At 62.5% G+C, this 22606-nt stretch carries 18 protein-coding genes; 2 read left to right on the top strand and 16 right to left on the bottom strand.

All coding sequences use genetic code 11. The features are described from left to right. Positions 1-149: 149 nt before the first annotated feature. Both ACTYOL_RS19795 and alaS read right to left on the bottom strand, forming a co-directional pair. Complete coding sequence (locus ACTYOL_RS19795) at positions 150-1385, bottom strand: aspartate kinase (protein ID WP_054891921.1); 1236 nt, start codon at positions 1383-1385, stop codon at positions 150-152. 84 nt (positions 1386-1469) lie between these two features. Next, the gene (gene alaS, locus ACTYOL_RS19800; RefSeq protein ID WP_153774604.1) at positions 1470-4094 is read right to left on the bottom strand and encodes an alanine--tRNA ligase; all 2625 of its coding nucleotides are present in this window, start codon (positions 4092-4094) and stop codon (positions 1470-1472) included. A gap of 354 nt (positions 4095-4448) precedes the next feature. Between alaS and ACTYOL_RS19805 the strand changes: the two genes are divergently transcribed. After that, on the top strand, positions 4449-5642 hold the full coding sequence (locus ACTYOL_RS19805; protein ID WP_444756958.1) for a M91 family zinc metallopeptidase: 1194 nt from the start codon (positions 4449-4451) through the stop codon (positions 5640-5642). Positions 5643-5646: 4 nt separating this feature from the next. Here ACTYOL_RS19805 and astE read toward each other — a convergent pair whose 3' ends face one another. The 13 genes from astE to acs all read right to left on the bottom strand — a co-directional run bounded on the left by astE (position 5647) and on the right by acs (position 20212). Continuing rightward, positions 5647-6654 carry a succinylglutamate desuccinylase gene (astE, locus tag ACTYOL_RS19810; RefSeq protein WP_153774606.1) on the bottom strand — a complete coding sequence of 336 codons (1008 nt, stop codon included), beginning with the start codon at positions 6652-6654 and terminating at the stop codon, positions 5647-5649. 11 nt (positions 6655-6665) lie between these two features. Continuing rightward, positions 6666-6956, bottom strand: coding sequence for a hypothetical protein (locus ACTYOL_RS19815; RefSeq protein WP_054891925.1), 291 nt, complete (start codon positions 6954-6956; stop codon positions 6666-6668). A 15-nt stretch (positions 6957-6971) separates the two neighbouring features. Then, positions 6972-8321: an N-succinylarginine dihydrolase gene (gene astB / locus ACTYOL_RS19820; protein WP_444756959.1), complete on the bottom strand. Its 1350-nt coding sequence runs from the start codon at positions 8319-8321 to the stop codon at positions 6972-6974. A gap of 22 nt (positions 8322-8343) precedes the next feature. Further along, positions 8344-9810, bottom strand: a complete 1467-nt coding sequence (astD, locus tag ACTYOL_RS19825; protein ID WP_444758168.1) for a succinylglutamate-semialdehyde dehydrogenase — start codon at positions 9808-9810, stop codon at positions 8344-8346. After that, positions 9807-10835 (bottom strand): arginine N-succinyltransferase, encoded by a 1029-nt coding sequence (gene astA / locus ACTYOL_RS19830; RefSeq protein WP_054891928.1) that lies wholly within the window; start codon positions 10833-10835, stop codon positions 9807-9809. The genes astD and astA overlap by 4 nt, the downstream gene beginning before the upstream one ends. Positions 10836-10897: 62 nt before the next feature. After that, entirely contained in the window at positions 10898-11917 is a 1020-nt protein-coding gene (gene aruF / locus ACTYOL_RS19835) for an arginine/ornithine succinyltransferase subunit alpha (protein ID WP_063545713.1), read from the bottom strand. Positions 11918-12063: 146 nt separating this feature from the next. Continuing rightward, the gene (locus ACTYOL_RS19840; protein WP_065862082.1) at positions 12064-13284 is read right to left on the bottom strand and encodes an aspartate aminotransferase family protein; all 1221 of its coding nucleotides are present in this window, start codon (positions 13282-13284) and stop codon (positions 12064-12066) included. A 338-nt stretch (positions 13285-13622) separates the two neighbouring features. Continuing rightward, positions 13623-14603, bottom strand: coding sequence for a transcriptional regulator ArgR (gene argR / locus ACTYOL_RS19845; protein ID WP_054891931.1), 981 nt, complete (start codon positions 14601-14603; stop codon positions 13623-13625). Between the two features lie 91 nt (positions 14604-14694). Next, on the bottom strand, positions 14695-15459 hold the full coding sequence (locus tag ACTYOL_RS19850) for an ABC transporter ATP-binding protein (protein WP_444756960.1): 765 nt from the start codon (positions 15457-15459) through the stop codon (positions 14695-14697). Between the two features lie 22 nt (positions 15460-15481). Beyond that, positions 15482-16180 carry an ABC transporter permease gene (locus tag ACTYOL_RS19855; RefSeq protein WP_054891933.1) on the bottom strand — a complete coding sequence of 233 codons (699 nt, stop codon included), beginning with the start codon at positions 16178-16180 and terminating at the stop codon, positions 15482-15484. Further along, positions 16177-16866 (bottom strand): ABC transporter permease, encoded by a 690-nt coding sequence (locus ACTYOL_RS19860; RefSeq protein WP_054891934.1) that lies wholly within the window; start codon positions 16864-16866, stop codon positions 16177-16179. The genes ACTYOL_RS19855 and ACTYOL_RS19860 overlap by 4 nt, the downstream gene beginning before the upstream one ends. A 91-nt stretch (positions 16867-16957) precedes the next feature. After that, positions 16958-17743 carry an ABC transporter substrate-binding protein gene (locus ACTYOL_RS19865; protein ID WP_054891935.1) on the bottom strand — a complete coding sequence of 262 codons (786 nt, stop codon included), beginning with the start codon at positions 17741-17743 and terminating at the stop codon, positions 16958-16960. Positions 17744-18250: 507 nt separating this feature from the next. Continuing rightward, on the bottom strand, positions 18251-20212 hold the full coding sequence (acs, locus tag ACTYOL_RS19870; protein WP_444756961.1) for an acetate--CoA ligase: 1962 nt from the start codon (positions 20210-20212) through the stop codon (positions 18251-18253). 415 nt (positions 20213-20627) lie between these two features. Between acs and ACTYOL_RS19875 the strand changes: the two genes are divergently transcribed. Beyond that, complete coding sequence (locus ACTYOL_RS19875; RefSeq protein ID WP_054891937.1) at positions 20628-20885, top strand: DUF2790 domain-containing protein; 258 nt, start codon at positions 20628-20630, stop codon at positions 20883-20885. Positions 20886-21003: 118 nt separating this feature from the next. On the opposite strand, the gene ACTYOL_RS19880 is transcribed toward ACTYOL_RS19875, so the two are convergent. Beyond that, complete coding sequence (locus ACTYOL_RS19880) at positions 21004-22563, bottom strand: sigma-54-dependent transcriptional regulator (protein ID WP_151925555.1); 1560 nt, start codon at positions 22561-22563, stop codon at positions 21004-21006. Positions 22564-22606: the final 43 nt, after the last annotated feature.

Genomic DNA, 22606 nt, shown 5'->3' on the forward strand with positions numbered 1-22606 from the left:
CAGGGACAACAGTCTGTTGGAAACAGAGGGCTGGTCGGGACGAAGGCCCAGCCCTCCTTATCGGCTGTCAGGCAGGAAAGGACAGTAACCCGCATGACAGCCAGAAACGCGAAGGGCGCGGCCAAAGCCGCGCCCCCCGGGGCAATGCGTCACTCGCTCTGTCGGGCAGGCGCATCGAGCTCGAACGCGGTGTGCAGCGCGCGTACGGCCAGCTCCAGGTACTTCTCTTCGATCACCACCGACACCTTGATCTCGGAAGTAGAGATCATCTGGATGTTGATGCTCTCCTTGGCCAGGGCCTCGAACATACGGCTGGCCACGCCCGCGTGGGAGCGCATGCCGACGCCAACGATCGACACCTTGGCGATCTTGGTATCGCCGATCACTTCACGGGCACCGATTTCACGAGCGGTGTTCTCCAGCACGCTCAGAGCCTTTTCGTACTCGTTGCGGTGCACGGTGAAGGTGAAGTCGGTGGTGTTATCGTGCGAGACGTTCTGCACGATCATGTCGACTTCGATGTTCGCGGCGCTGATCGGGCCGAGGATCTTGAAAGCAACGCCCGGGGTGTCCGGTACGCCACGAATGGTCAGCTTGGCCTCATCACGGTTGAAGGCGATACCGGAAATGATCGGCTGTTCCATGGATTCCTCTTCATCGATGGTAATGAGGGTACCCGGACCCTCCTTGAAGCTGTGCAGCACGCGCAGCGGAACGTTGTATTTGCCGGCGAACTCCACCGAACGGATCTGCAGCACCTTGGAACCGAGGCTGGCCATTTCCAGCATCTCTTCAAAGGTGATCTTCTCCAGGCGACGGGCCTGCGGTACCACACGTGGATCGGTGGTATAGACGCCATCGACATCGGTGTAGATCTGGCATTCATCGGCCCCCAGCGCTGCCGCCAGGGCAACACCGGTCGTGTCGGAGCCACCACGCCCGAGGGTGGTGATGTTGCCGTGCTCGTCGACGCCCTGGAAACCTGCGACCACGACCACGGTGCCAGCCTTGAGGTCGGCGCGGATCTTCTGGTCATCGATCTGCAGGATGCGCGCCTTGTTGTGCGCGCTGTCGGTCAGGATGCGCACCTGGTTGCCGGTGTAAGACACCGCCGGCACGCCACGCTTGATCAGCGCCATGGCCAGCAGCGCAATGGTCACCTGCTCGCCGGTCGAGACGATCACATCCAGTTCACGCGGAACCAGCTGATCGGACACCTGCTTGGCCAGGTCGATCAAGCGGTTGGTTTCCCCGCTCATGGCCGACAGCACAACCACCAGGTCATCGCCTGCCTCGCGGTGTTTCTTGACCTTGTCGGCCACCTGCTCGATCCGCTCGATAGAGCCAACGGAGGTGCCGCCAAATTTCTGTACGATCAACGCCATTTCAAAGTGCCTCAGCCCACGAAGGGCACCCAGTAAACAATCCTTCCTGACGCGCCCCGCAACCAGACTGCGGGGCGCGTCATCTCAAAGCCCCTGCTCGGCGAACGGCACGGCCAGTGCCAGGGCCTGATCCAGCGCAGCGACGTCGACGCCACCACCCTGGGCCATGTCCGGACGACCACCGCCCTTTCCGCCCACCGCCGCAGCGGCCTGCTTCATCAGGTCGCCAGCCTTGAGTTGGCTGGAGAGGTCTTTGGTCACGCCGGCCACCAGCACGACCTTGCCCTCATGCTCGCTGCCCAGCAGGATCACTGCATGGCCGAGCTTGTTCTTCAGCTGATCGACGAGCGCCAGCAGCGCCTTGCCATCCTGCCCATCCAGGCGAGCGGCAAGCACCTTGGCACCCTTGACCTCAACGGCCGCACTGGAGAGATCGTCCCCTGCGGCGCTGGCGGCCTTGGCCTGCAGCTGCTCGAGCTGCTTCTCCAGCTGACGGTTGCGCTCGAGCACAGCCGACAGCTTGTCGATCAGGTTGTCGCGGTTACCCTTGACCAGTTGCGCCGCTTCCTTGACCTGCTCTTCGGCAGCGTTCAGGTAGGCCAGCGCCGCAGCACCGGTGATCGCCTCGATACGACGCACACCGGAGGCTACGCCACCTTCACTGATAATCTTGAACAGGCTGATATCGCCGGTGCGCTTGGCGTGGATGCCGCCGCACAGCTCTACCGAAAAATCGCCGCCCATGCTCAGCACGCGCACGGTGTCGCCGTATTTCTCACCGAACAGCGCCATGGCGCCTTTGCGCTTGGCGGTCTCGATATCGGTCTCGATGGTTTCGACCGCGGAGTTCTTGCGCACTTCGCGGTTTACGATGTCTTCGAGTGCCTTGATCTGCGCAGGCGTCACAGCCTCGAAGTGGCTGAAGTCAAAGCGCAGGCGCTGGCTGTCGACCAACGAGCCCTTCTGCTGGACGTGCTCGCCCAGCACTTCACGCAGTGCAGCGTGCAGCAGGTGGGTCGCGGAGTGGTTCAGCGAAGTGGCGTGCTGCACGTCGGCATCCACGCGGGCTTCGACCGGGGCGCCAATCAGCAGCGCGCCGCTGGCCACCACACCGTGGTGCAGGAATGCACCACCGGTCTTGGTGGTGTCGCGCACATCGAAGCGCGCAGCGCCAGCCTGCAGGTAGCCACTGTCACCGACCTGGCCGCCGGATTCGGCGTAGAACGGCGTGCGATCCAGGACGACCACGCCCTCCTCGCCTTCACCCAACTGATCGACCGACTGGCCATCCTTGTACAGGGCGATGATCTTGCCCTGACCTTCGGTGCTGCTGTATCCGAGAAAATCGGTGGCGGTATCGACCTTGACCAGGCTGTTGTAGTCCATGCCAAAGGCGCTGGCCGAGCGGGCGCGCTCGCGCTGGGCGTCCATCTCGCGCTCGAAGCCGGCTTCGTCGATGGTCAGCTCACGCTCGCGGGCGATGTCGGCCGTCAGGTCCATGGGGAAGCCATAGGTGTCGTACAGCTTGAACACCACGTCGCCCGGCACGACCTTGCCCTGCAGCTGCGCCAGGTCCTGTTCGAGGATGCGCAGGCCCTGCTCGAGAGTCTTGGCGAACTGCTCTTCTTCGGTCTTGAGCACGCGCTCGATGTGCGCCTGCTGGCTCTTGAGCTCGGGGAAGGCTTCACCCATCTCGCTGACCAGTGCGGCCACGACCTTGTGGAAGAAGCTGCCCTTGGCGCCAAGTTTGTTGCCGTGGCGGCAGGCGCGACGAATGATGCGGCGCAGCACATAGCCACGGCCTTCGTTGGAAGGCAGTACGCCGTCGGCGATCAGGAAGCCGCAGGAACGGATGTGGTCGGCGACCACTTTCAGCGACGACTGCGCTTCGTTACGGCAACCGATGGCCTGGGCTGCGGCATCGAGCAGACTCTGGAACAGGTCGATCTCGTAGTTCGAGTGCACGTGCTGCATCACCGCACTGATGCGTTCAAGGCCCATGCCGGTGTCCACCGACGGGGCGGGCAACGGGTGCAGGACACCGTCGGCAGTGCGGTTGAACTGCATGAAGACGTTGTTCCAGATCTCGATGTAGCGGTCGCCGTCTTCTTCCGGCGAGCCGGGTGGGCCACCCCAGATGTCGGCGCCGTGGTCGTAGAAGATCTCGGTGCACGGACCGCAAGGGCCGGTATCACCCATGGTCCAGAAGTTGTCGGAAGCGTACGGGGCGCCTTTGTTGTCACCAATGCGCACCATGCGCTCGGCCGGCACGCCGACTTCCTTGGTCCAGATGTCGTAGGCTTCGTCGTCGCTGGCGTAGACGGTGACCCAGAGCTTCTCCTTGGGCAGGTTCAACCACTTGTCGGAGGTCAGGAAGGTCCAGGCGAAGGTGATCGCGTCGCGCTTGAAGTAGTCACCGAAGCTGAAGTTGCCCAGCATCTCGAAGAAAGTGTGGTGACGCGCGGTATAGCCGACGTTTTCCAGGTCGTTGTGCTTGCCACCGGCGCGCACGCACTTCTGGCTGCTGACAGCGCGCGTGTAGGCGCGCTTCTCGGCGCCCAGGAAGCAGTCCTTGAACTGGTTCATGCCTGCGTTGGTGAACAGCAGGGTTGGGTCGTTGTTCGGGATCAGCGAACTGGAGGCGACTCGGGTATGTCCCTGCTCTTCGAAGAAGCGAAGGAAGGCTTCACGGATTTCTGCGCTTTTCATAGGTTCTTCCACGGAAACGGCGGCCGTTTTGGCTAACGCGTCGGATCGACGAAACGACGGCAAAGGGCCGCATTATATCGGTCCTGCAATCGAGGTGCAGTGTGTTTATGCGATGGAAACCGGCAAACGGACAGTTTTTCCGCTGCAAACAGGCAAAAACGACATGAGCGGATGCTAAATCGGAGCTTTCGTCACTGACAAGCCAATTACCGCCCAGGGGAAAGGAAAAGGGAATAGGCGGCAAATTAAATCCCTGTCATCCGCCTCATGCTGACCATTCAGGCGGTACAGGAGTACCACTGGAACCACCGAGCGAACGCCAGAATGCAGCCTCCCCTACGAAAGGAGACGCCCATGGCGCCCGAAGACCTCAAGATCCACGCCCCTTCCGGCCTTGTGCTGACACAGCAACTGCCATACAGAAGCGGCCCACTGGCGATCACTCGCCATGACAACACGCTGCTGATCGAAGCACTGGCCCCAGACACCGAACTGTCGGTTCATCCAAGCCCCGAAGGCATCGTGCTGCGCATCGAAGCTACCCGCTACACGCTGGCCCTGGCAAAAACAGAGATGCTGCATATTCGTACTGGCGCCGGCGACGACAACGTATTCGTCGAGTCCACCCTCGACAGCCGCATCGTGATCGAGACCGGCGAGGGCAACGACAGAATCCGGATCGAGGGCCAATTGCCTCCTGACGGCCAGCCCCTGAATGCCGGCTCGGTGCTCATTGACGCCGGGGCCGGCGATGACCACGTCGTGGTAGAAGGGGTTCGGCAAGCGGAAATCGATGGCGGCAAGGGCAACGACGCCCTGCACAGCGCCGCTGCCCACAGCACGTTGTATGCCGGCGCTGGCGACGACGTCGTGAGGGTCAATGCGGGCAATGCGACCATCGAGGCCTTTGCCGGCCATAATCGCCTGTCCACAGGACCACTGGACGATCGACTCTACGGCAACGCCAGCAGCATTCTCGTCGAGGACGGTTTCAGCGCACCACTGCTCTACGAGGCACACGATGCGCAGCTACCAGCGCAATACCTCGACACCTTCGATATCCAGGGTGATCCCGCATACACCGACAAAGTCAGGCGCCAGTTGGTGATGCTGCGGGCCAGCCCGAGTGCCTCGGGGCTTCTGGAACAGTTGGTGGCGCACAAGGTGAAGGTCGCCATCACGCCGATCCCGGAACTGGACAATGCTTATGCTGGATTTGATCCCGCCCAAGGCGATCCGACAATCCGAAACGGCGTGCGAGGCGATCGCATCCTGAACTGCATAATCGGCTATAACCCGCTGGCCCACAGGCGTGACGCACCATCACTGGTGATGCTCTACCATGAGCTCTGTCACGTCTGGAACTTCGCGACCGGAAGCGTGAACGACAACTCCGAGCGCTTGGCTGTCGGGCTAGAAAACCCGGGCTCCCTGTTCGATTTCGACGACGATCCAAGCACGCCCGACACCGACACCAATCCTGCACCGTTCAACGAAAATGCCCTGCGACACGAACTAGGCCTACCACCCAGGCTGACTTACCCCTGAACCCCTACTCCAGGCGCTGCCCGGAATCCGGCACGATCAGAATCCCTGCCCGCAAGCCATTCCTGACCTTGGGGTTGGGGAAAATGATACGTGCCCCCTCCTCTTCCACGACCCAGCGTGTTTCGGCCAGGTCCTCGGCCAGCAGATAGCCCTTGCTGAGCTCGGAAAAATTCTCGATATCCGCCGGCAAATGCAGGTGGAAGCTGTCGCTGTGCTTGATGATTTCCCGGGCGACGCTGAACAGCTTCAGGCCATCGAGGCTGGGCCCGATCTCTGGCTCGGTACCCTCGATGAGCTGGACAAGCCGCTGCTCCAGCTTATCGAGATTGACCTGTTCGTTCTGCCCGAAAGGACGGGCCTTGCCCAGCTCCAGGGTGAAGGCTTCGGCGTCGAGTTGTTCGTAGGTGAAGGCACTGAAGGTGATCGACGACTTGCTCTGCAACAGCACCGCCTCCATGCCGGCGGCCGCCAGGCGGGCCAGTTCGCGGCGTGAATGCTTGCGGCCTTCCTTGAACGGGTACAGGGCGAACTGCTCGATCTTCGAACCGCGAATGGCCGTGTGCAGGTCGTAATGCAGGCGAGTACGCTCGGGCTTGCTGAAGAACACCCGGGCAAACTGCTCGAGCTCCGCGGCGCGCAGCGCCTCGAAACCACTGGAAAGCTCGTGACGACCGTTGAACAGGCGATTGATGTCCTGCTCGATGAAGCGCTCGCCCTTGCGAATCGCCGCAGGGTTGCCGAACAGGAACAACACCCTGGCACGCGGCTTGATCTGGCCGTTGGCCACACCATGCAGCAGCCGCTCCAGCAACTCGATCGGCGCGGTCTCGTTGCCGTGAATGCCAGCCGACAACAACAGGTCGAGCCCGCAATCTTCGCTTTCGGCCGGACGCACCTCCAGCGCGCCCTCCCCCAACCAGCGCAAACGCACGCCCTTGGGGGTCACTTGGGTCTTCTCGGCCGGTTCGTGATCGGTCAGGGTCAGCTCAAGCAGTTTGCCGAGGGCGAGCATAGGGCATTTCCTTAGTGGTGATGACCGCAATCCGGACCGTGCACGTGATCGTCGTCTTCACCGACCTCGGCAGGCTCCATCTCCAGCTGCAGGCTGACCAGGTTGGTGGCCATTGGGCGCAGCAGCAGGTTGGCGTACTCGGTATCGTCTTCCTCGACATCGACACCGATCAGCAGTTGACCGCGGCCATCCTGCTGGATCCACACCTCCTTGCCTTGCCAGACCACCGCAAAGCGGGTGCAGGAGGTTTCCAGCTGGGTGCCGTCTTCATCTTCCAGGATCAGGCGCAGGGCGTCGGACATTGCAAATTCTCTCTATCAAGGTTGGCGTTGGAACGGATAGACCGAACCCAACTTCAGGATCTGGGTCAACTCATCCAGTGCCGTACGGCATTCGTCCAGCAATTGCGGGTCGGCAAGATCAGCTTCGCCCAGACGGTCGCGGTAGTGCTTGTCGACCCACTGCACCAGGGTGTCGTACAGCGGGGCGGTCATGATAACGCCTTGATTGACCGCCGCCAGTTCCGTTTCCTTCAGGGCCACGCGCAAGCGCAGGCAGGCCGGGCCACCGCCGTTCTGCATGCTCTGCTTGAGGTCGAACACCTTGACCTCCTTCACCACACCCTGCTGGCCGGTCAGCTGGCTCAGGTAACTCCAAACCCGCTCGTTGTTGCGGCACTCCTCAGGTACCACCAGCAGCATGGAACCGTCGTCGCGCGACAGCAACTGGCTGTTGAACAGGTAGGACCGCACCGCGTCCTCCACCGTCACTGCCGAACGCGGCACGCGGATGGCCTGGAAGTTACCGCCCTTTGCAGCCAGTTTAGCCTGCAGCTGGCCAAGCACCGTGTCGGTCTCGAGGAAGGCGTCCTCGTGGTAGAACAGCACCTCGCCGTTACCCACCGAAATCACGTCGTTGTGGAACACCCCCTGATCGATCACCGCAGGGTTCTGTTGAGCGTAGACCACACCTTCCTCGCCAAGGCCATGCAACCGCGCCACGGCCTGGGAGGCCTCGAGGGTCTGGCGCGCCGGATACTTCTGTGGCGACGGGTAGCGCGCGTCGAAGGCGCTGCGACCATAGACGAAGAACTCCACGCCCGACTCGCCGTACGCACGGCAGAAGCGCGTGTGATTGGCCGCACCCTCGTCGCCGAACTGGGCCACTGCCGGCAATGCCGCGTGATGGGCGAAATGCTGCTCGTCAGCGAACATCGCCGCCAGCACGCGACTGGTGGTCGGGTGTTCGATGCTGCGGTGGTACTTGCAGTTGAGGTTGGCTGCAGTGAAATGCACCCGCCCATCCGCCGTGTCGGCGCTGGGGCTGACGGTGGCGGCGTTGGCCACCCACATGCTCGAGGCCGAGCAACTGGCGACGAGCAGCGGCATGGCCTCCTTGGCGGCGCGGCGGATCACCTCGGCGTCGCTGCCGGTGAAGCCCAGGCGGCGCAGGGCAGTCACATCCGGGCGCTCCTGCGGGGCCAGCACACCTTGCTTGAAGCCCATCTCCATCAGGGCTTTCATTTTTGCCAGGCCCTGGCGTGCCGCTTCTCGCGGATTGGAGCACTGCTGGCTGTTGCTCTGGGAGGCCACGTTGCCGTACGAGAGGCCGCCGTAGTTGTGGGTTGGCCCCACCAGGCCATCAAAATTCACTTCATAGGATTTCATCGGCTAGCTCCGAGACCTGTTGTTATAGGGTGACGCCCGGCGTCAGGGTCGCCGGCAGGGCAAGGCTGGCGGTCTCCAGCGAGGCCACGGGGTAGGCGCAGTAGTCCGCCGCGTAATAGGCACTGGCCCGGTGATTGCCACTGGCCCCCACGCCACCGAACGGTGCGCTGCTGGCGGCGCCGGTGAGTTGCTTGTTCCAGTTGACGATGCCGGCGCGGCTGCGCAACCAGAAGTACTGGTAGCGAGCGCGCGAGTCGGACAGCAACCCGGCCGCCAGGCCATACCGGGTGTTGTTGGCCTCATCGATCGCGGCATCGAAGTCGCTGTAGCGAATCACCTGCAGCAGTGGGCCGAAGAACTCTTCGTCGGGCCGGTCGGCAACTGCCGACACATCGAGGATGCCTGGCGTCAACAAGGCCGCGCCGGCCTTTGGCTGGGTCATTTCCAGCAGCGCCTGCGCCCCCTTGGCCAGCAGTTCGGACTGTGCAGCCAGCAAGGCAGCGGCAGCCTGCAGCGAAATCACCGAGCCCATGAACGGCGTCGGTTGCTGATCGAAGGCTCCGACGCTGATGCTGCGACTGACCTCGACCAGGCGCGCAAGCAGCTTGTCACCCCAGGCGCCGTGCGGCACCAGAAGACGGCGCGCACAGGTGCAACGCTGCCCGGCCGAAATGAACGCCGACTGGATGATGGTGTAGACCGCAGCATCCAGATCCTTGACCTCATCGACCACCAGCGGATTGTTGCCGCCCATTTCCAGCGCCAGGATCTTGTCCGGGCGACCGGCGAACTGCTGGTGCAGCAGGTTGCCGGTGCGGCTGGAACCGGTGAAGAACAGACCATCTATGCCCGGGTTGGCCGCCAGAGCGACACCGGTTTCACGGGCGCCCTGCACCAGGTTGAGCACACCGCTCGGCAGCCCGGCGGCGATCCAGCACTTGACCGTCAGCTCGGCGACCTTGGGGGTCAGCTCGCTGGGCTTGAACACTACACAGTTGCCAGCCAGCAGCGCCGGCACGATATGGCCGTTAGGCAGGTGGCCAGGGAAGTTATAGGGGCCGAACACCGCCACCACGCCATGCGGCTTGTGGCGCAACACGGCGGTCGCGTCGGCCAGCGGGCCGCTCTTCTCGCCGGTACGCTCGCGGTAGCTCTGCACCGAGATCGCTACCTTGTTGACCATGCTGGTGACTTCGGTGGCCGACTCCCACAAGGGCTTGCCGGTTTCCTCACCGATGCAGCGGGCCAGTTCGTCGGCGTTGGCCTTGAGCTGGTCGGCGAAGCCTTCGAGCACGGCGATGCGCGCCTCCAGGCTCAGTTGCGCCCAGGCTGGAAAGGCATTGCGCGCCGCCTGCGCCGCAGCTTCGACCTGAGCAGGCGTCGCACCCTGCCCTTGCCAGACCACGGCCTGGCTGACCGGGTCGAGCGATTGCAGGGCGTCACCCTGGCCGGCCTGCCAGTTTCCGGCGATGTAATGCGTGGTCATTATTGGGTCTCCCGGGGTGCAGTCAGCGGCACGGCGCGAACGTTATCGCCAACGCCCAGGCGCAGGCGCTTGGCGGTCTGCGGATCGACGACCAATGTCCCGGCCGCCAGACGCGCGGGCGCTGCGGTAATACGGCAATCTTCGCGCTTGCGGTTGTGGATGATGTAAGGCGTGGCGTCGTCACCCGGCGTACCGACCGCCAGCACCAGGGTTTCACTCTCGCGCACGGCTCGGATCTTCGCGGTCTCGCATTCGATTGCCGGGCCGGCATCGAAGATGTCGACGTAGCCTTGATAGTTGAAACCTTCGCGCTTGAGCATCGCCAGCGCAGGCTCGGTGTCGGTGTGCACGCGCCCGATGACGCTGCGCGCAGCCTCCGACAGGAAACAGGTGTACAGCGGGAACTTGGGCATCAGCTCGGCGATGAACGACTTGTTGCCCACGCCAGTGAGGTAGTCGGCCTGGCTGAATTCCATCTTGAAGAAGTGGCGACCCAGGCTTTCCCAGAACGGCGAACGACCGGCAGCGTCGGACATGCCACGCATCTCGGCGATGATCTTCTTGCCGAACAGGTCAGGGAATTCGGCGATGAACAGCATGCGCGACTTCGACAGCAGGTGCCCATTGCGCCCGCTGCGGTAGTCACTGCGCAGGAACAGCGAGCACAGCTCGGAGTTGCCGGTCAGGTCGTTGGCCAGGAACAGGGTCGGGATCTCGCGGTAGATGTTCAGTTCCTGCGAGGCGCTGACCGTCAGGCCGACCCGATAGTTGTACCAAGGCTCGCGCAAACCGACAGCGCCGGCGATGGCGCTGATGCCGACCACCAGGCCTTCGTCGTTCTCCAGCACGAACAGGTAGTCGGTGTCGCCGCGCTCGGCTTCGCCACTGAAGCTCTTCTCGGCCCAGCCGACACGGCGGGCCAGTCGCTCCTCGTTGGCAGGAAGCGTGGTCAGCCCGGTGGTACCGGTGCTGCGGGCCAATTCGATCAGCGCGGGTAAATCGCTGCTGCGTACAGGACGAACGATCATGCTATCTCCTTGTGCGGCGGCCTCTGCCTGCCGCGAATCGCGCTTGCCAGCTTCGCGCAGGCTCAGGCGGCAACCAGACGGACGTTGCCACCTTCACCGACGCCCAGGGCGTCGGCAGCTTCATTGCTCAGTGCCACTGGCTTGCCCGGCACCCAGTCCAGTTCCAGCAGCACGGCGCGGTAGTCCTGCAACTGGCCGTTGCACACCAGGTACGGGCGCCCGCCCTTGACTGGCGTGTCGTCAATCCTGACCGGCACCACGCGGCTCTGGGCAATCGAGCGGATCGCCGAAGTGCGTGCATGCAAGGTCGGGCCACCGTCGAAGATGTCGATGTAGTGCTCGGTCTCGAAACCCTCGCGCATCAGGATGTCGAAGGTAATCTGCGCGCGCGGGTGCACCTGGCCCATGGCTTCCTGGGCTTCGTCGTGCAGCAACGGCACGTAGATCGGGTAGTGCGGCATCAGTTCGGCGAGGAAGGTCCGGCTCTTCAGCCCGCACAGGCGCTCGGCGTCGGCGTAGTTGAGGTCGAAGAAGTTGCGCCCGATGGCGTCCCAGAACGGTGATTCACCCTGATCGTCGCTGTAGCCGACGATCTCGGTCACCACCGAGTCGGCAAAACGCTCGGGATGCGAGGCCATGAACAGCAGGCGACCGCGCGAATTGAGCTCGGCGAAGCCGCTGTTCACCAGCTCGGGCAATACGTAGAAGCTGGTCAGCAGGCTGTTGCCGGTCAGGTCGTGGCACAGCGACAGAACGTGGATCTTGTTGTGGATCTTCAGCTCGCGCGAAGCGTGCACGAAGGTTTCGTTGCGAAAGCTGTAGAACGGCTCGGAATAGCCGGCCGAGGCGACGATGGCCGAACAGCCGGCGAGCTTGCCGGAGGTGCTGTCTTCAAGCACGAAGAAATAGCTCTCTTCTCCGTTGAAGCTCACCTCGGCAGCGAAGGAGGTTTCCGAGGCGGCGATCTTGTCGCCCAGGCGGCCCGCGTCATCGGGCAGCGAGGTGACACCAATGGGGCTGTCGGCAGCCATGCGCTGCACTTCATTCAGATCCGCCATTTGCGCGGGGCGCATCACCAGCATGGTGTCACTCCTTTGGAATACGGGCCGACCCGGTCGGCACGGAAGAACGGCGGGCACACCCTTGCTTGCACAAGCAGGCACCCGCACTGGAATTCAGGTATCGCCGGCGCAGTACGATCCGCCCCGGCGATGGGACCGCAGGGCGATCAGCCCTGGGTCAGCTTGGCCACAGCGCGCTCGAAGCGGTCCAGGCCCTCGTCGATGTCAGCGTCCTCGACCACCAGGCTCGGCGCGAAGCGCACGACGTCAGGACCGGCCTGCAGCACCATCACGCCTTCTTTCTCGGCGGCATTGAGGATGTCCTTGGCCTTGCCTTTCCAGGCCTCGCTCAGCACACAGCCGATCAGCAGGCCAACGCCACGCACCTGGGTGAACAGGCCAGTGTCCTGGCCGATCTTCTCCAGACGGGTCTTGAAACGCGCGTGCTTGGTCTTGATGCCGGCCAGCGTCTCGGGGGTGTTGACCACGTCCAGCACCGCACAGGCGACGGCGCAACCCAGCGGGTTGCCGCCATAGGTGGTGCCGTGGGTGCCAACGGCCAGGTGCTTGGCCAGCTCGGTGGTGGTCAGCATGGCACCGATCGGGAAGCCACCGCCCAGGCTCTTGGCGCTGGTCAGGATATCCGGGGTCACGCCGTAGTGCTGGTAGGCGTACAGCGATCCGGTACGGCCGACGCCCGTCTGTACTTCATCGAAGATCAGCAGGGCGTTGTGCTCGTCACACAGTTTGCGCGCACCTTCCAGGTAGGCCTTGTCGGCCGGCACCACCCCGCTCTCGCCCTGGATCGGCTCGATCACTACGGCGCAGGTCTTGTCGGAGATCTGTGCCTTCAGCGCTTCCAGGTCGTTGTACGGGACATGGCTGATGCCGGTGATCTTGGGTCCGAAACCGTCGGAGTACTTGGGCTGGCCACCGACGCTGACGGTGAACAGGGTGCGACCGTGGAAGCTGTTCACGGTGGCGATGATCTCGTGCTTTTCCGGGCCGAAGCGGTCATGCCCGACACGACGGGCCAGCTTGAAGGCGGCCTCGTTGGCTTCGGCGCCGGAGTTGCAGAAGAAAGCACGGTCGGCAAAGGTGGCATCCACCAGCTTGTGCGCCAGGCGCAGGGCCGGCTCGTTGGTGAAGACGTTGGACACGTGCCACAGGGTGTTGGCCTGTTCGGTCAGCGCTTTGACCAGTGCCGGGTGGCAATGACCCAGGGCGTTCACCGCAATGCCGCCGGCGAAGTCGATGAGTTCGCGGCCCGACTGGTCCCAGACGCGGGAGCCCTCGCCTCGAACAGGAATGAAGGCCGCCGGGGAGTAGTTGGGAACCATGACCTGGTCGAAATCGGCACGCTGCACCGGGGCTTGCTCAACGGACATCTGAGTCTCCTGAAGAGGAACGCTGGCCTGAAAGTGGCGAGCGATGGGGGGATTGTAAGGACTGATCGGCGCCTGTCCTTGCTGCCAGGCGACAACTTGTTACAGCGCCAACCCCTGTTTTACCTGGGTTTTCGGCAATGCGACAAACACTGTCGCAATCGCGCAGTGTAACGGGCTGACGGGGTGGCGGGGAGAGGGTTGGGCAAATTGGGAGAACGGGTGTTCACAGGAGAGGGAGGCGCCCGCGGCGGCCCTATCGCGGGGCAAGCCCGCTCCCACAGCTACCCCGGCGAACTCAGAATCAGTGGGGCAGCTATGGAAGCGGACTCGCCCCGACCTCAACCGCGCTCGGCCGGCGCCGAACTCAACTCGAACGGGCTGCTGCTGCGCCGCTGGTTGCGGTCTTCCCGCGGCGTGGCGCCGAAGAAATTGCGGTAGGCGCTGGAGAAATGCGGCCCGGATGAGAACCCGCACGACAAGCCGATCTGGATGATCGACTTGCTGGTCTGCATCAGCATCTGCCGCGCCTTGTTCAGGCGCAGCTCCAGATAGTACTGGCTGGGCACGCGATTGAGGTACTGCTTGAAGATCCGCTCCAACTGTCGGCGCGAGACACAGACATGCTGGGCGATCTCGTCGGTGGTCAGCGGCTCCTCGATGTTGGCCTCCATCAACAGCACGGCCTGGGTCAGCTTGGGGTGGCTGGAGCCCAGACGATTCTGCAACGGGATACGCTGACGCTCCCCGCCTTCACGAATGCGCTCGACCACCAGTTCCTCGGACACCGCGCCGGCCAACTCTGCCCCGTGATCACGGGCCAGCACCGCCAGCAGCAGGTCGGTCACCGCCATGCCACCACAGGCCGTCAGGCGGTCGCGATCCCAGTCGAACAGATGACTGGTGGCGATAACCTTGGGGAAACGCTCTGCAAAGTCGTCCTGCCAGCGCCAGTGCACCGCCGCCCGGTAACCGTCGAGCAGGCCCAGCAAGGCCAACGGGTACACGCCCGCCGACAACCCACCAATCATGCAGCCACTGCGGGCCAGGTGCTTGAGCGCCGCCGACAGCGCCGAACCCACCGCCAGCGGCGGCTCGTCAGCGAGCACCAGAAGCTTCTGGAAACCCTCCAGCCGACCGTTCCAGGGCTCGCCCGGCAGGCGCCAGGCGCCCGCTTCGGCAGGCTCGGCCTGCAGGTATGCCAGCTCGTAGACCACATCAGGATGCACCCGCTGCGCCACCTGCAGCACTTCCTCGGCCAGGGCCAGGGTCAGCGGCTTGGTGCCGGGCCAGATAAGAAATCCGATTCGCTGGGTGGTCATAGGCTAGGTCCGAAACCTGAAGTCGAGTGAGGCACGGGTCATGCCGCGCTCGCTGCGCAGCATGCCCTATTCTGGTGCAGGAGTGCAGCTTTTACTTCAGGCTGCCAGAGAGAAACTGCTTGAGACGCTCGGATTGCGGATTGACCAGCACCTCACGCGGATTACCCCGCTCCTCGACCAACCCCTTGTGCAGGAACACCAGCTGGTTGGACACCTCGCGGGCAAAGCCCATTTCATGCGTGACCACCACCATGGTGCGGCCTTCCTGGGCCAACGACTGCATGACCTTCAGCACATCGCCCACCAGCTCAGGATCGAGCGCCGAAGTCGGCTCGTCGAACAGCATCACCTCAGGCTCCATGGCCAGGGCGCGAGCGATCGCCACACGCTGCTGCTCACCGCCGGACATGTGCCCGGGGAAAGCATCCTTGCGATGCGCCACACCCACCTTGGCCAGGTAGTGCTCGGCCTTTTCCAGCGCCTCCTTCTTGTTCATGCCCAGCACATGCACCGGCGCCTCGATGACGTTCTCGAGTGCAGTCATGTGCGCCCACAGGTTGAAATGCTGGAACACCATCGACAGGCGCGAACGCATGCGCTGCAGCTGCTTGGGGTCGGCAGCCTTGAGCGCGCCGTCCTTGCCGGCGACCAGCTTGAGCTCCTCGTTGTTGAGGAGGATCTTGCCGGCATGCGGCTGCTCAAGCAGGTTGATGCAGCGCAAGAAGGTGGATTTGCCCGAACCGCTCGAGCCGATGATGCTGATCACATCGCCTGCCTTGGCTTCGAGCGAGACGCCCTTGAGCACCTCGTGGCTGCCGTAGCGCTTGTGCAGGTCTTGGACTTGGAGTTTGTACATGCTGTCGATTCTCACAGAGCGGTCAGTGCTTGCGCGGCGCCAGGTAGCTGAGCCAGCGACGTTCGGCCATCTTGAACAGGCGCACGAGGATGAAGGTCAGGCACAGGTAGAACACGCCCGCCGTGATGTAGGCCTCGAAAGGCAGGTAGTACTGGGCATTGACCGTGCGCGCAGCACCGGTGATGTCGATCAGGGTCACGATCGACGCCAGGCTGGTGGTCTGCAGCATCATGATCACTTCGTTGCTGTACTGCGGCAGCGCCCGGCGCATGGCCGAAGGCAGCAGGATGCGGCGGTACATCTTGAAGCGCGACATGCCCATGGCCTTGGCTGCCTCGATCTCGCCATGAGGCGTGGCCTTGAGGCTGCCGGCGATGATTTCGGCGGTGTAGGCGCTGGTGTTGATGGCGAACGCCAGGCAGGCGCAGAAGGTCGCACTCGACAGCCACGGCCAGAAGATGCTCTCGCGCACCGCCTCGAACTGGGCCAGGCCGTAGTAGATCAGGAACAGTTGCACCAGCATCGGCGTGCCACGGATCACATAGGTGTAGAGCCACGCGATCAGGTTTACCAGCGGCTGCTTCGACACCCGCATCAACCCTAGCGGAATGGCCGCCAGCAGGCCGAAGAACAGCGACAGCGCCAGCAGCTTGAGGGTGGTCAGCAAACCGCCGATGTACAGCGGCATGGCCTCCCAGATGACGTTGTAGTCGAAGATCATAGTTCAGCCGCCTTTACGCCCACCGAGTAGCGCTTCTCGAGATACTTCAACGCCAGCAGCGAAACGCTCGTCAGCACCAGGTACAGCGCCGCCACCGCCAGGAAGAAAGTGAAGGGTTCGCGGGTGGCATCCGCCGCCTGCTTGGCCTTGAACATCATGTCCTGCAGACCGACCACGGAAATCAGCGCAGTGGCCTTGGTCAGCACCAGCCAGTTGTTGGTGAAGCCGGGAATGGCCAGGCGGATCATCTGCGGCACCATGATGCGGAAGAATACCTGGCGGCTGCTCATGCCATAGGCCGCGCCCGCTTCGGCCTGCCCCTTGGGAATGCCGAGGAAGGCGCCGCGGAAGGTTTCCGACAGGTAGGCACCAAAGATGAAGCCCAGCGTGCCGATACCGGCGATCATCGGGTTCAGGTCGATGTAGTCATCGTAGCCGACCAGTGGCGCGACCCGGTTGATGATGTCCTGGCCGCCGTAGAAGATCAGCAGGATGAGCACCAGGTCCGGAATGCCACGGATCACCGTGGAGTACAGGTCGCCCAGCCAGGCCAGCCAGCGCACCGGCGACAGCCGCAAGGCCACGCCGATCAGGCCCAGAACGATGGCCAGGGCCATCGACGACAGGGCGAGCTGCAACGTCAGCCACGCCCCCTCGAGGATGACTGCCCCGTAGCCTTTCAACATGATTGGGATTCCTCAGGACTTGGGAATGAAAAATGGTGCAAACCTCAGAGATTCTGCTGTTTGCACCATTGCACAGGTGAAACTCGACGATTTAGTTCGACTCTGGGCCGTAGATGTCGAAGTTGAAGTACTTCTTCTCGATCTCTTTGTACTTGCCGTTGGCGCGGATGGCGTCGATGGCAGCGTTGATGCGATCGGCGTTGGCCTTGTCGCCCTTGCGCACGGCAATGCCGACGCCGTCACCGAAGTACTTCACGTCGGTGAACGACGGGCCGACGAAGGCGAAGCCCTTGCCGGCGTCGGTTTTCAGGAAGCCGTCTTCGAGCAGAGTGGCATCGGCCACGGTGCCATCGAGGCGACCGGCGGCGACATCCAGGTAGATTTCGTTCTGGGTGCCGTAAGGCACGACGGTGGCGCCCTTAGGTGCCAGCACTTCCTTGGCGAAGCGGTCGTGGATAGAGCCGCGCTGTACACCGATCTTCTTGCCCTTAAGCTCGTCGAGGCTGTCGCTGACGGTGGAGCCTTCCTTCATCACCAGACGGGCTGGAGTCAGGTAGTAGCGCTTGGTGAAGTCGACGGACTTCTTGCGATCATCGGTGATCGACATCGACGACAGGATGGCGTCGATCTTGCGCACCTTCAGCGCCGGGATCAGGCCATCGAACTCCTGCTCGACCCAGGTGCACTTGGCTTTCATCTCTTCGCACAGGGCGTTGCCGATGTCGTAGTCGAAACCGGCGATGCTGCCATCAGGCTGCTTGAAGGCGAAGGGTGGGTAAGCGGCTTCGATACCGATCTTCAACGGCTTCTCGTCGGCCTGCGAGACCAGGGAAAACACAGACAGCGCCAGGGCGCCAAGCAGTGCAAGCTTCTTCATCAGGTAACTCCATCGGTACGGGGCAATACCAGGCAGGGACACGATTGCCGGATATGCGAATGAGTACAACGCGAGCCGCGCAGGGTTCGACCAAGGTCGCAGACCACGAGCGAGTGAGTGGCATTTTAACGACAGCCCGGTAGTCGATATTTCTTCAAAGCGACAACTACGTACAGAAGCGCCTGAAGCTGCGGGCGGCGATATTGACAGCTCTTGCGAAACATGCAAGCGCAAAAGGAAAACAACCTTTAGACGAAGCAATAAGCGGGCCTATTATTGGCAAAGCCTTGTAATCCGGCAAGTGCAGGGTGCAAGGCTGCAAAAAACGGCTACAGGATCGCACCCTGAAGGCACAGAAATGTTTCCCTTGGCCCCGTTTGAGTGCAATCACGGTGACAGCAGCGGGTTACCGATGAATGTCGGGTAACAGAATGCAAAAACCCCGCCGATTACCGGCGGGGTCTGGTTGCAAGGCGCGGGGCAAGGCAGCCTACCCCCAAAGCATCATCACGCGGTCGCCAGGTTCATGGCCTTGTGCGTGTCGATCAGGTGCTGCACCACACCCGGGTCGGCGAGCGTGGAGATATCGCCCAGCGCATCGTACTCACCCGTGGCGATCTTGCGCAGGATACGCCGCATGATCTTGCCCGAGCGAGTCTTGGGCAAGCCTGGCGCCCACTGGATGACATCCGGCGAGGCGATCGGGCCGATCTCCTTGCGCACCCAGTTCTTCAGCTCCTGGCGCAATTGCTCACTGGATTCCTCGCCGGCATTGAGGGTGACGTAGACGTAGATGCCCTGCCCCTTGATGTCGTGCGGCACACCTACCACCGCGGCCTCGGCGACCTTGGAGTGGGCGACCATCGCGCTTTCGATCTCGGCAGTCCCCATGCGGTGCCCGGAAACGTTGAGCACATCGTCTACCCGACCAGTGATCCAGTAGTAGCCATCTTCGTCGCGGCGCGCACCGTCACCGGTGAAGTACATGCCACGGAAGGTCTTGAAGTAGGTGTCGACGAAGCGGTCGTGATCGCCATACAGCGAGCGCGACTGGCCCGGCCAGGAGTCGAGGATCACCAGGTTGCCCTCGGCCGCGCCTTCGATCAGGTTACCCAGGTTGTCCACCAGTGCCGGTACCACGCCGAAGAACGGACGGGTTGCCGAGCCCGGCTTGAGGCCGGTGGCGCCCGGCAGCGGACTGATCAGGATGCCGCCGGTCTCGGTCTGCCACCAGGTGTCGACGATCGGGCAGCGCTCCTTGCCGACGGTCTTGTAGTACCAGTTCCAGGCCTCGGGGTTGATCGGCTCACCCACCGAACCGAGCAGGCGCAAGCTCGAGCCATCGGCACCGGCGACCGCCGCCTGACCTTCGGCCATCATCGCGCGGATGGCGGTTGGCGCGGTGTAGAGAATGTTGACCTTGTGCTTGTCGACGATTTTGGACACGCGGGTGATGTCCGGGTAGTTCGGCACACCCTCGAACAGCAGGGTGGTCGCGCCATTGGCCAGCGGGCCATAGACGATATAGCTGTGACCGGTGACCCAGCCCACGTCGGCGGTGCACCAGTAGACCTCGCCCTGACGGTAGTCGAACACGCGCTCATGGGTGAGCGCGGCATAGACCAGATAGCCGCCCGTGGTGTGCAGCACGCCCTTGGGCTTGCCGGTGGAGCCGGAGGTATAGAGGATGAACAGCGCTTCCTCAGCGCCCATTTCTTTGGGGGCGCAATGGCTGGAGGCGACCTTCATCAGGTCTTCGTACCAGATGTCGCGATGCTGGTGCCAGGCGATGTCACCACCGGTGCGCTTGCACACGATGATCTTCTGCACACTGTTGGTTTCAGGGTTGGTCAGCGCCAGGTCGACGTTGGCCTTGAGCGGCGTGCGACGGCCACCACGCAGGCCTTCGTCGGCGGTGATGACGATCTTGGACTTGCAGTCGATGATGCGCCCGGCCAGCGCTTCCGGGGAGAAGCCGCCAAAGACCACGGAGTGGATGGCACCGATGCGGGCACAGGCCAGCATCGCCACCACGGCTTCCGGGATCATCGGCATGTAGATGGTGACCACGTCACCGCGGTGCACGTCCTGGCCACGCAAGGCGTTGGCGAACTTGCAGACCTGCTCGTGCAGCTCACGGTAGGTGATGTTGCGGTGCTCGGAAGGGTCGTCGCCTTCCCAGATGATCGCCAACTGATCGCCGCGCTCTTCGAGGTGGCGGTCCAGGCAGTTGTAGGAAACGTTCAGAGTGCCGTCGGCGAACCACTTGATATCGACATGGTGGTCGTCGAACGAGGTCTGCTTGACCTTGGTGAAAGGCTTGATCCAGTCCAGGCGCTGGGCCTGCTCGCGCCAGAAACCGTCCGGGTTGATCACCGATTGCTGGTACATGGCCTTGTAGGTGGCCTCGTCGGTCAGGGTGTTTGCCGCAACCTCGGGACGAACGGGATACAGTGGAGCCGCACTCATCTGTGTTACCTCGGTGTAATAGTTGTTTTTGTATGAGACGGTTTTAACTGTACCAGAGCGACCATGACCATTCGACGTTGGTAGTAACGAACAGCATGCGCCGCGGCGAAATTTCATCAAGGCGCTCTAGCCCGCGGAGCCCCAGGCCATCACTGAAGAATTCGATACGTTCGTACCTGTGATTGTTACCGATTCTGTCAAAAGCCCGAAAAACTTTATCAAAACCAGATCTTTTTCAATTCGAGGCACACTCCTAGAATTCATCTCGCCAGCAACGGCAAGGCGATTAACTTCTTGTAACAGCCCCCACGAAGGCACGTTAATCCCGCTCTAATTCAACAGTAAAATTCTGGATGTACTCGCGGCGCCATAAGTGCCGCGTGCCCCTTCACGACCTTAGACAGGTAAATTGAAAATGAAAGCTTTACTGGTATTGGTACTTGGCAGTGTTTGCAGCGCGGCAATGGCCGACGATGTTGCAACGAACGCCGAGCAGATTCCGGTTGAACAGTACAGTTACTCGCAACACCTGGACATCGCCAAGGTGCTGTCCATGAGCGAAGTCCCGAATGTCTGCGAAGTGGTGCCGGCACGCATGACCTACGAAGACTCCAAGGGCCAGAAGCACATTCTCGAATACCGCGTGATGGGCAACGGTTGCTCCAACGGCTAACGCCACGGCCCGCTCCCTTCGTCCGCTCTCGACATCTCCGTGGGAGCGGGCTTCTGTAAGAGCGGGCTTGCCCGCGAAAACAACACCGCCGATTAAATCTTCATTACTTGAAACCTCTTCAATCCACCGACTTGCCCAAGGCGTATTCACGCAACTTGTTGGCAATCGTGGTATGGGAAACCCCCAGCCTTTTCCCCAGCGCCCGACTACTTGGAAACTCCGCCATCAAACTTTCCAATACCGCTTTTTCAAAGCGACCGACGATCTGCGCAAGTTCCCCTTCCAGCGAAAATTCACCCAAGGGTTGTCGCGCACCATAATCCGGCAAACGAATATGTTCGCCCTTGACCACACCGCCCTCGCATAACGACACGGCCTGGAACAATACGTTTTCCAGTTGCCGGACATTGCCCGGCCAGTGATATTGGCTCAACTTGTCCATCGCCGCCGGCGCCAGGCGAGGCAATGCACAACCGATCTGCCGACTGGCCTGGTCGAGGAAGTGCTGCGCCAGCCCCTCCAGCCCATCCATGCACTCACGCAGTGGCGGAATGTGCAACGACAGCACGTTGAGCCGGTGATAGAGGTCCTGGCGGAACTCGCCCCGCGCGCACAGCTCCGACAGGTCGACCTGGGTGGCGCAGATCACCCGCACATCGAGATAGACCTCCTCGTCGCTGCCGACCCGGCGAAAGCAGCCGTCCTGCAGAAAGCGCAGCAGCTTGACCTGCAGGCGCGGGCTCATCTCCCCTACCCCATCCAGAAACAGCGTGCCGCCCGCGGTCAACTCCAGCAGCCCGAGCTTGCCCTCGGCCCGCGCGCCCTCGAACGCACCCGGGCCGTAGCCGAACAGCTCGGTCTCGGCCATTGACTCCGGCAACCCCGCGCAGTTGAGCGCCATCAGCGGTGCCTGGCCACGCGGGCTGGCCAGGTGACAGGCACGGGCCAGCAATTCCTTGCCAGTGCCGGTTTCGCCCTCGATCAGCAACGGCGCATCCAGCGGCGCCATGCGCCGCGCCTCGCGCACGACCGAGGCCATCACCCGTGAACTCTGGAAGATGCTGTCGAAACCACGCAGCTCCTGCTTGCGAACGTTGTAGATACGCTCGCCGATGCGATCGGCGCGATGCAGGGTCAGCACCGCGCCGGCCAGGGCTTCGCTGTCGTCATGTTCGGACTGCAAGGGCGCGATATCGGCCAGGAACACATCACCCTTGACCTTGATGCGCAACCCGTTGATCCGCGACTGGTTGGCCCGCACCAGTTCCGGAAGGTCGAAATCCTCGACATAGCGCGCCAGCGGCAACCCCGGCACCTCGTCGACCCGTACCCCGAGCAACTGCGCCGCGGCACGGTTGGCTGCAACGATGCTGCCTCCCATGTCGACCGACAACACCGGAAACTCCAGCGCCCCTAGCAACGCATTGAGTTCCATGTGCCGCCGCTCGCTGGGCATCAAGCCGACGCGCTTGACCCCGAATACCCCGGCGATGGCTTCGAACTTTGGACGCAAGGCCTGGAACTGCAGGTTGATCAGGTTCGGGCAATGCAAATAGATGGCGTTGCCGTGATCGCCGCCGACCTCGCCACGCAACACGTTGATACCGTACTCCACCAACAGGTTGAGGATGTCGCGCAGGATGCCGATGCGGTTCTGGCAGTGGACTTTGATACGCATGAAAGGCCCCGAGGCAACCGACTTTATTCATCGGCGCGCAGAA

Origin of the sequence: Pseudomonas sp. A014, from assembly GCF_052378495.1 — a bacterium.
GTDB classification, from domain to species: domain Bacteria; phylum Pseudomonadota; class Gammaproteobacteria; order Pseudomonadales; family Pseudomonadaceae; genus Aquipseudomonas; species Aquipseudomonas machongensis.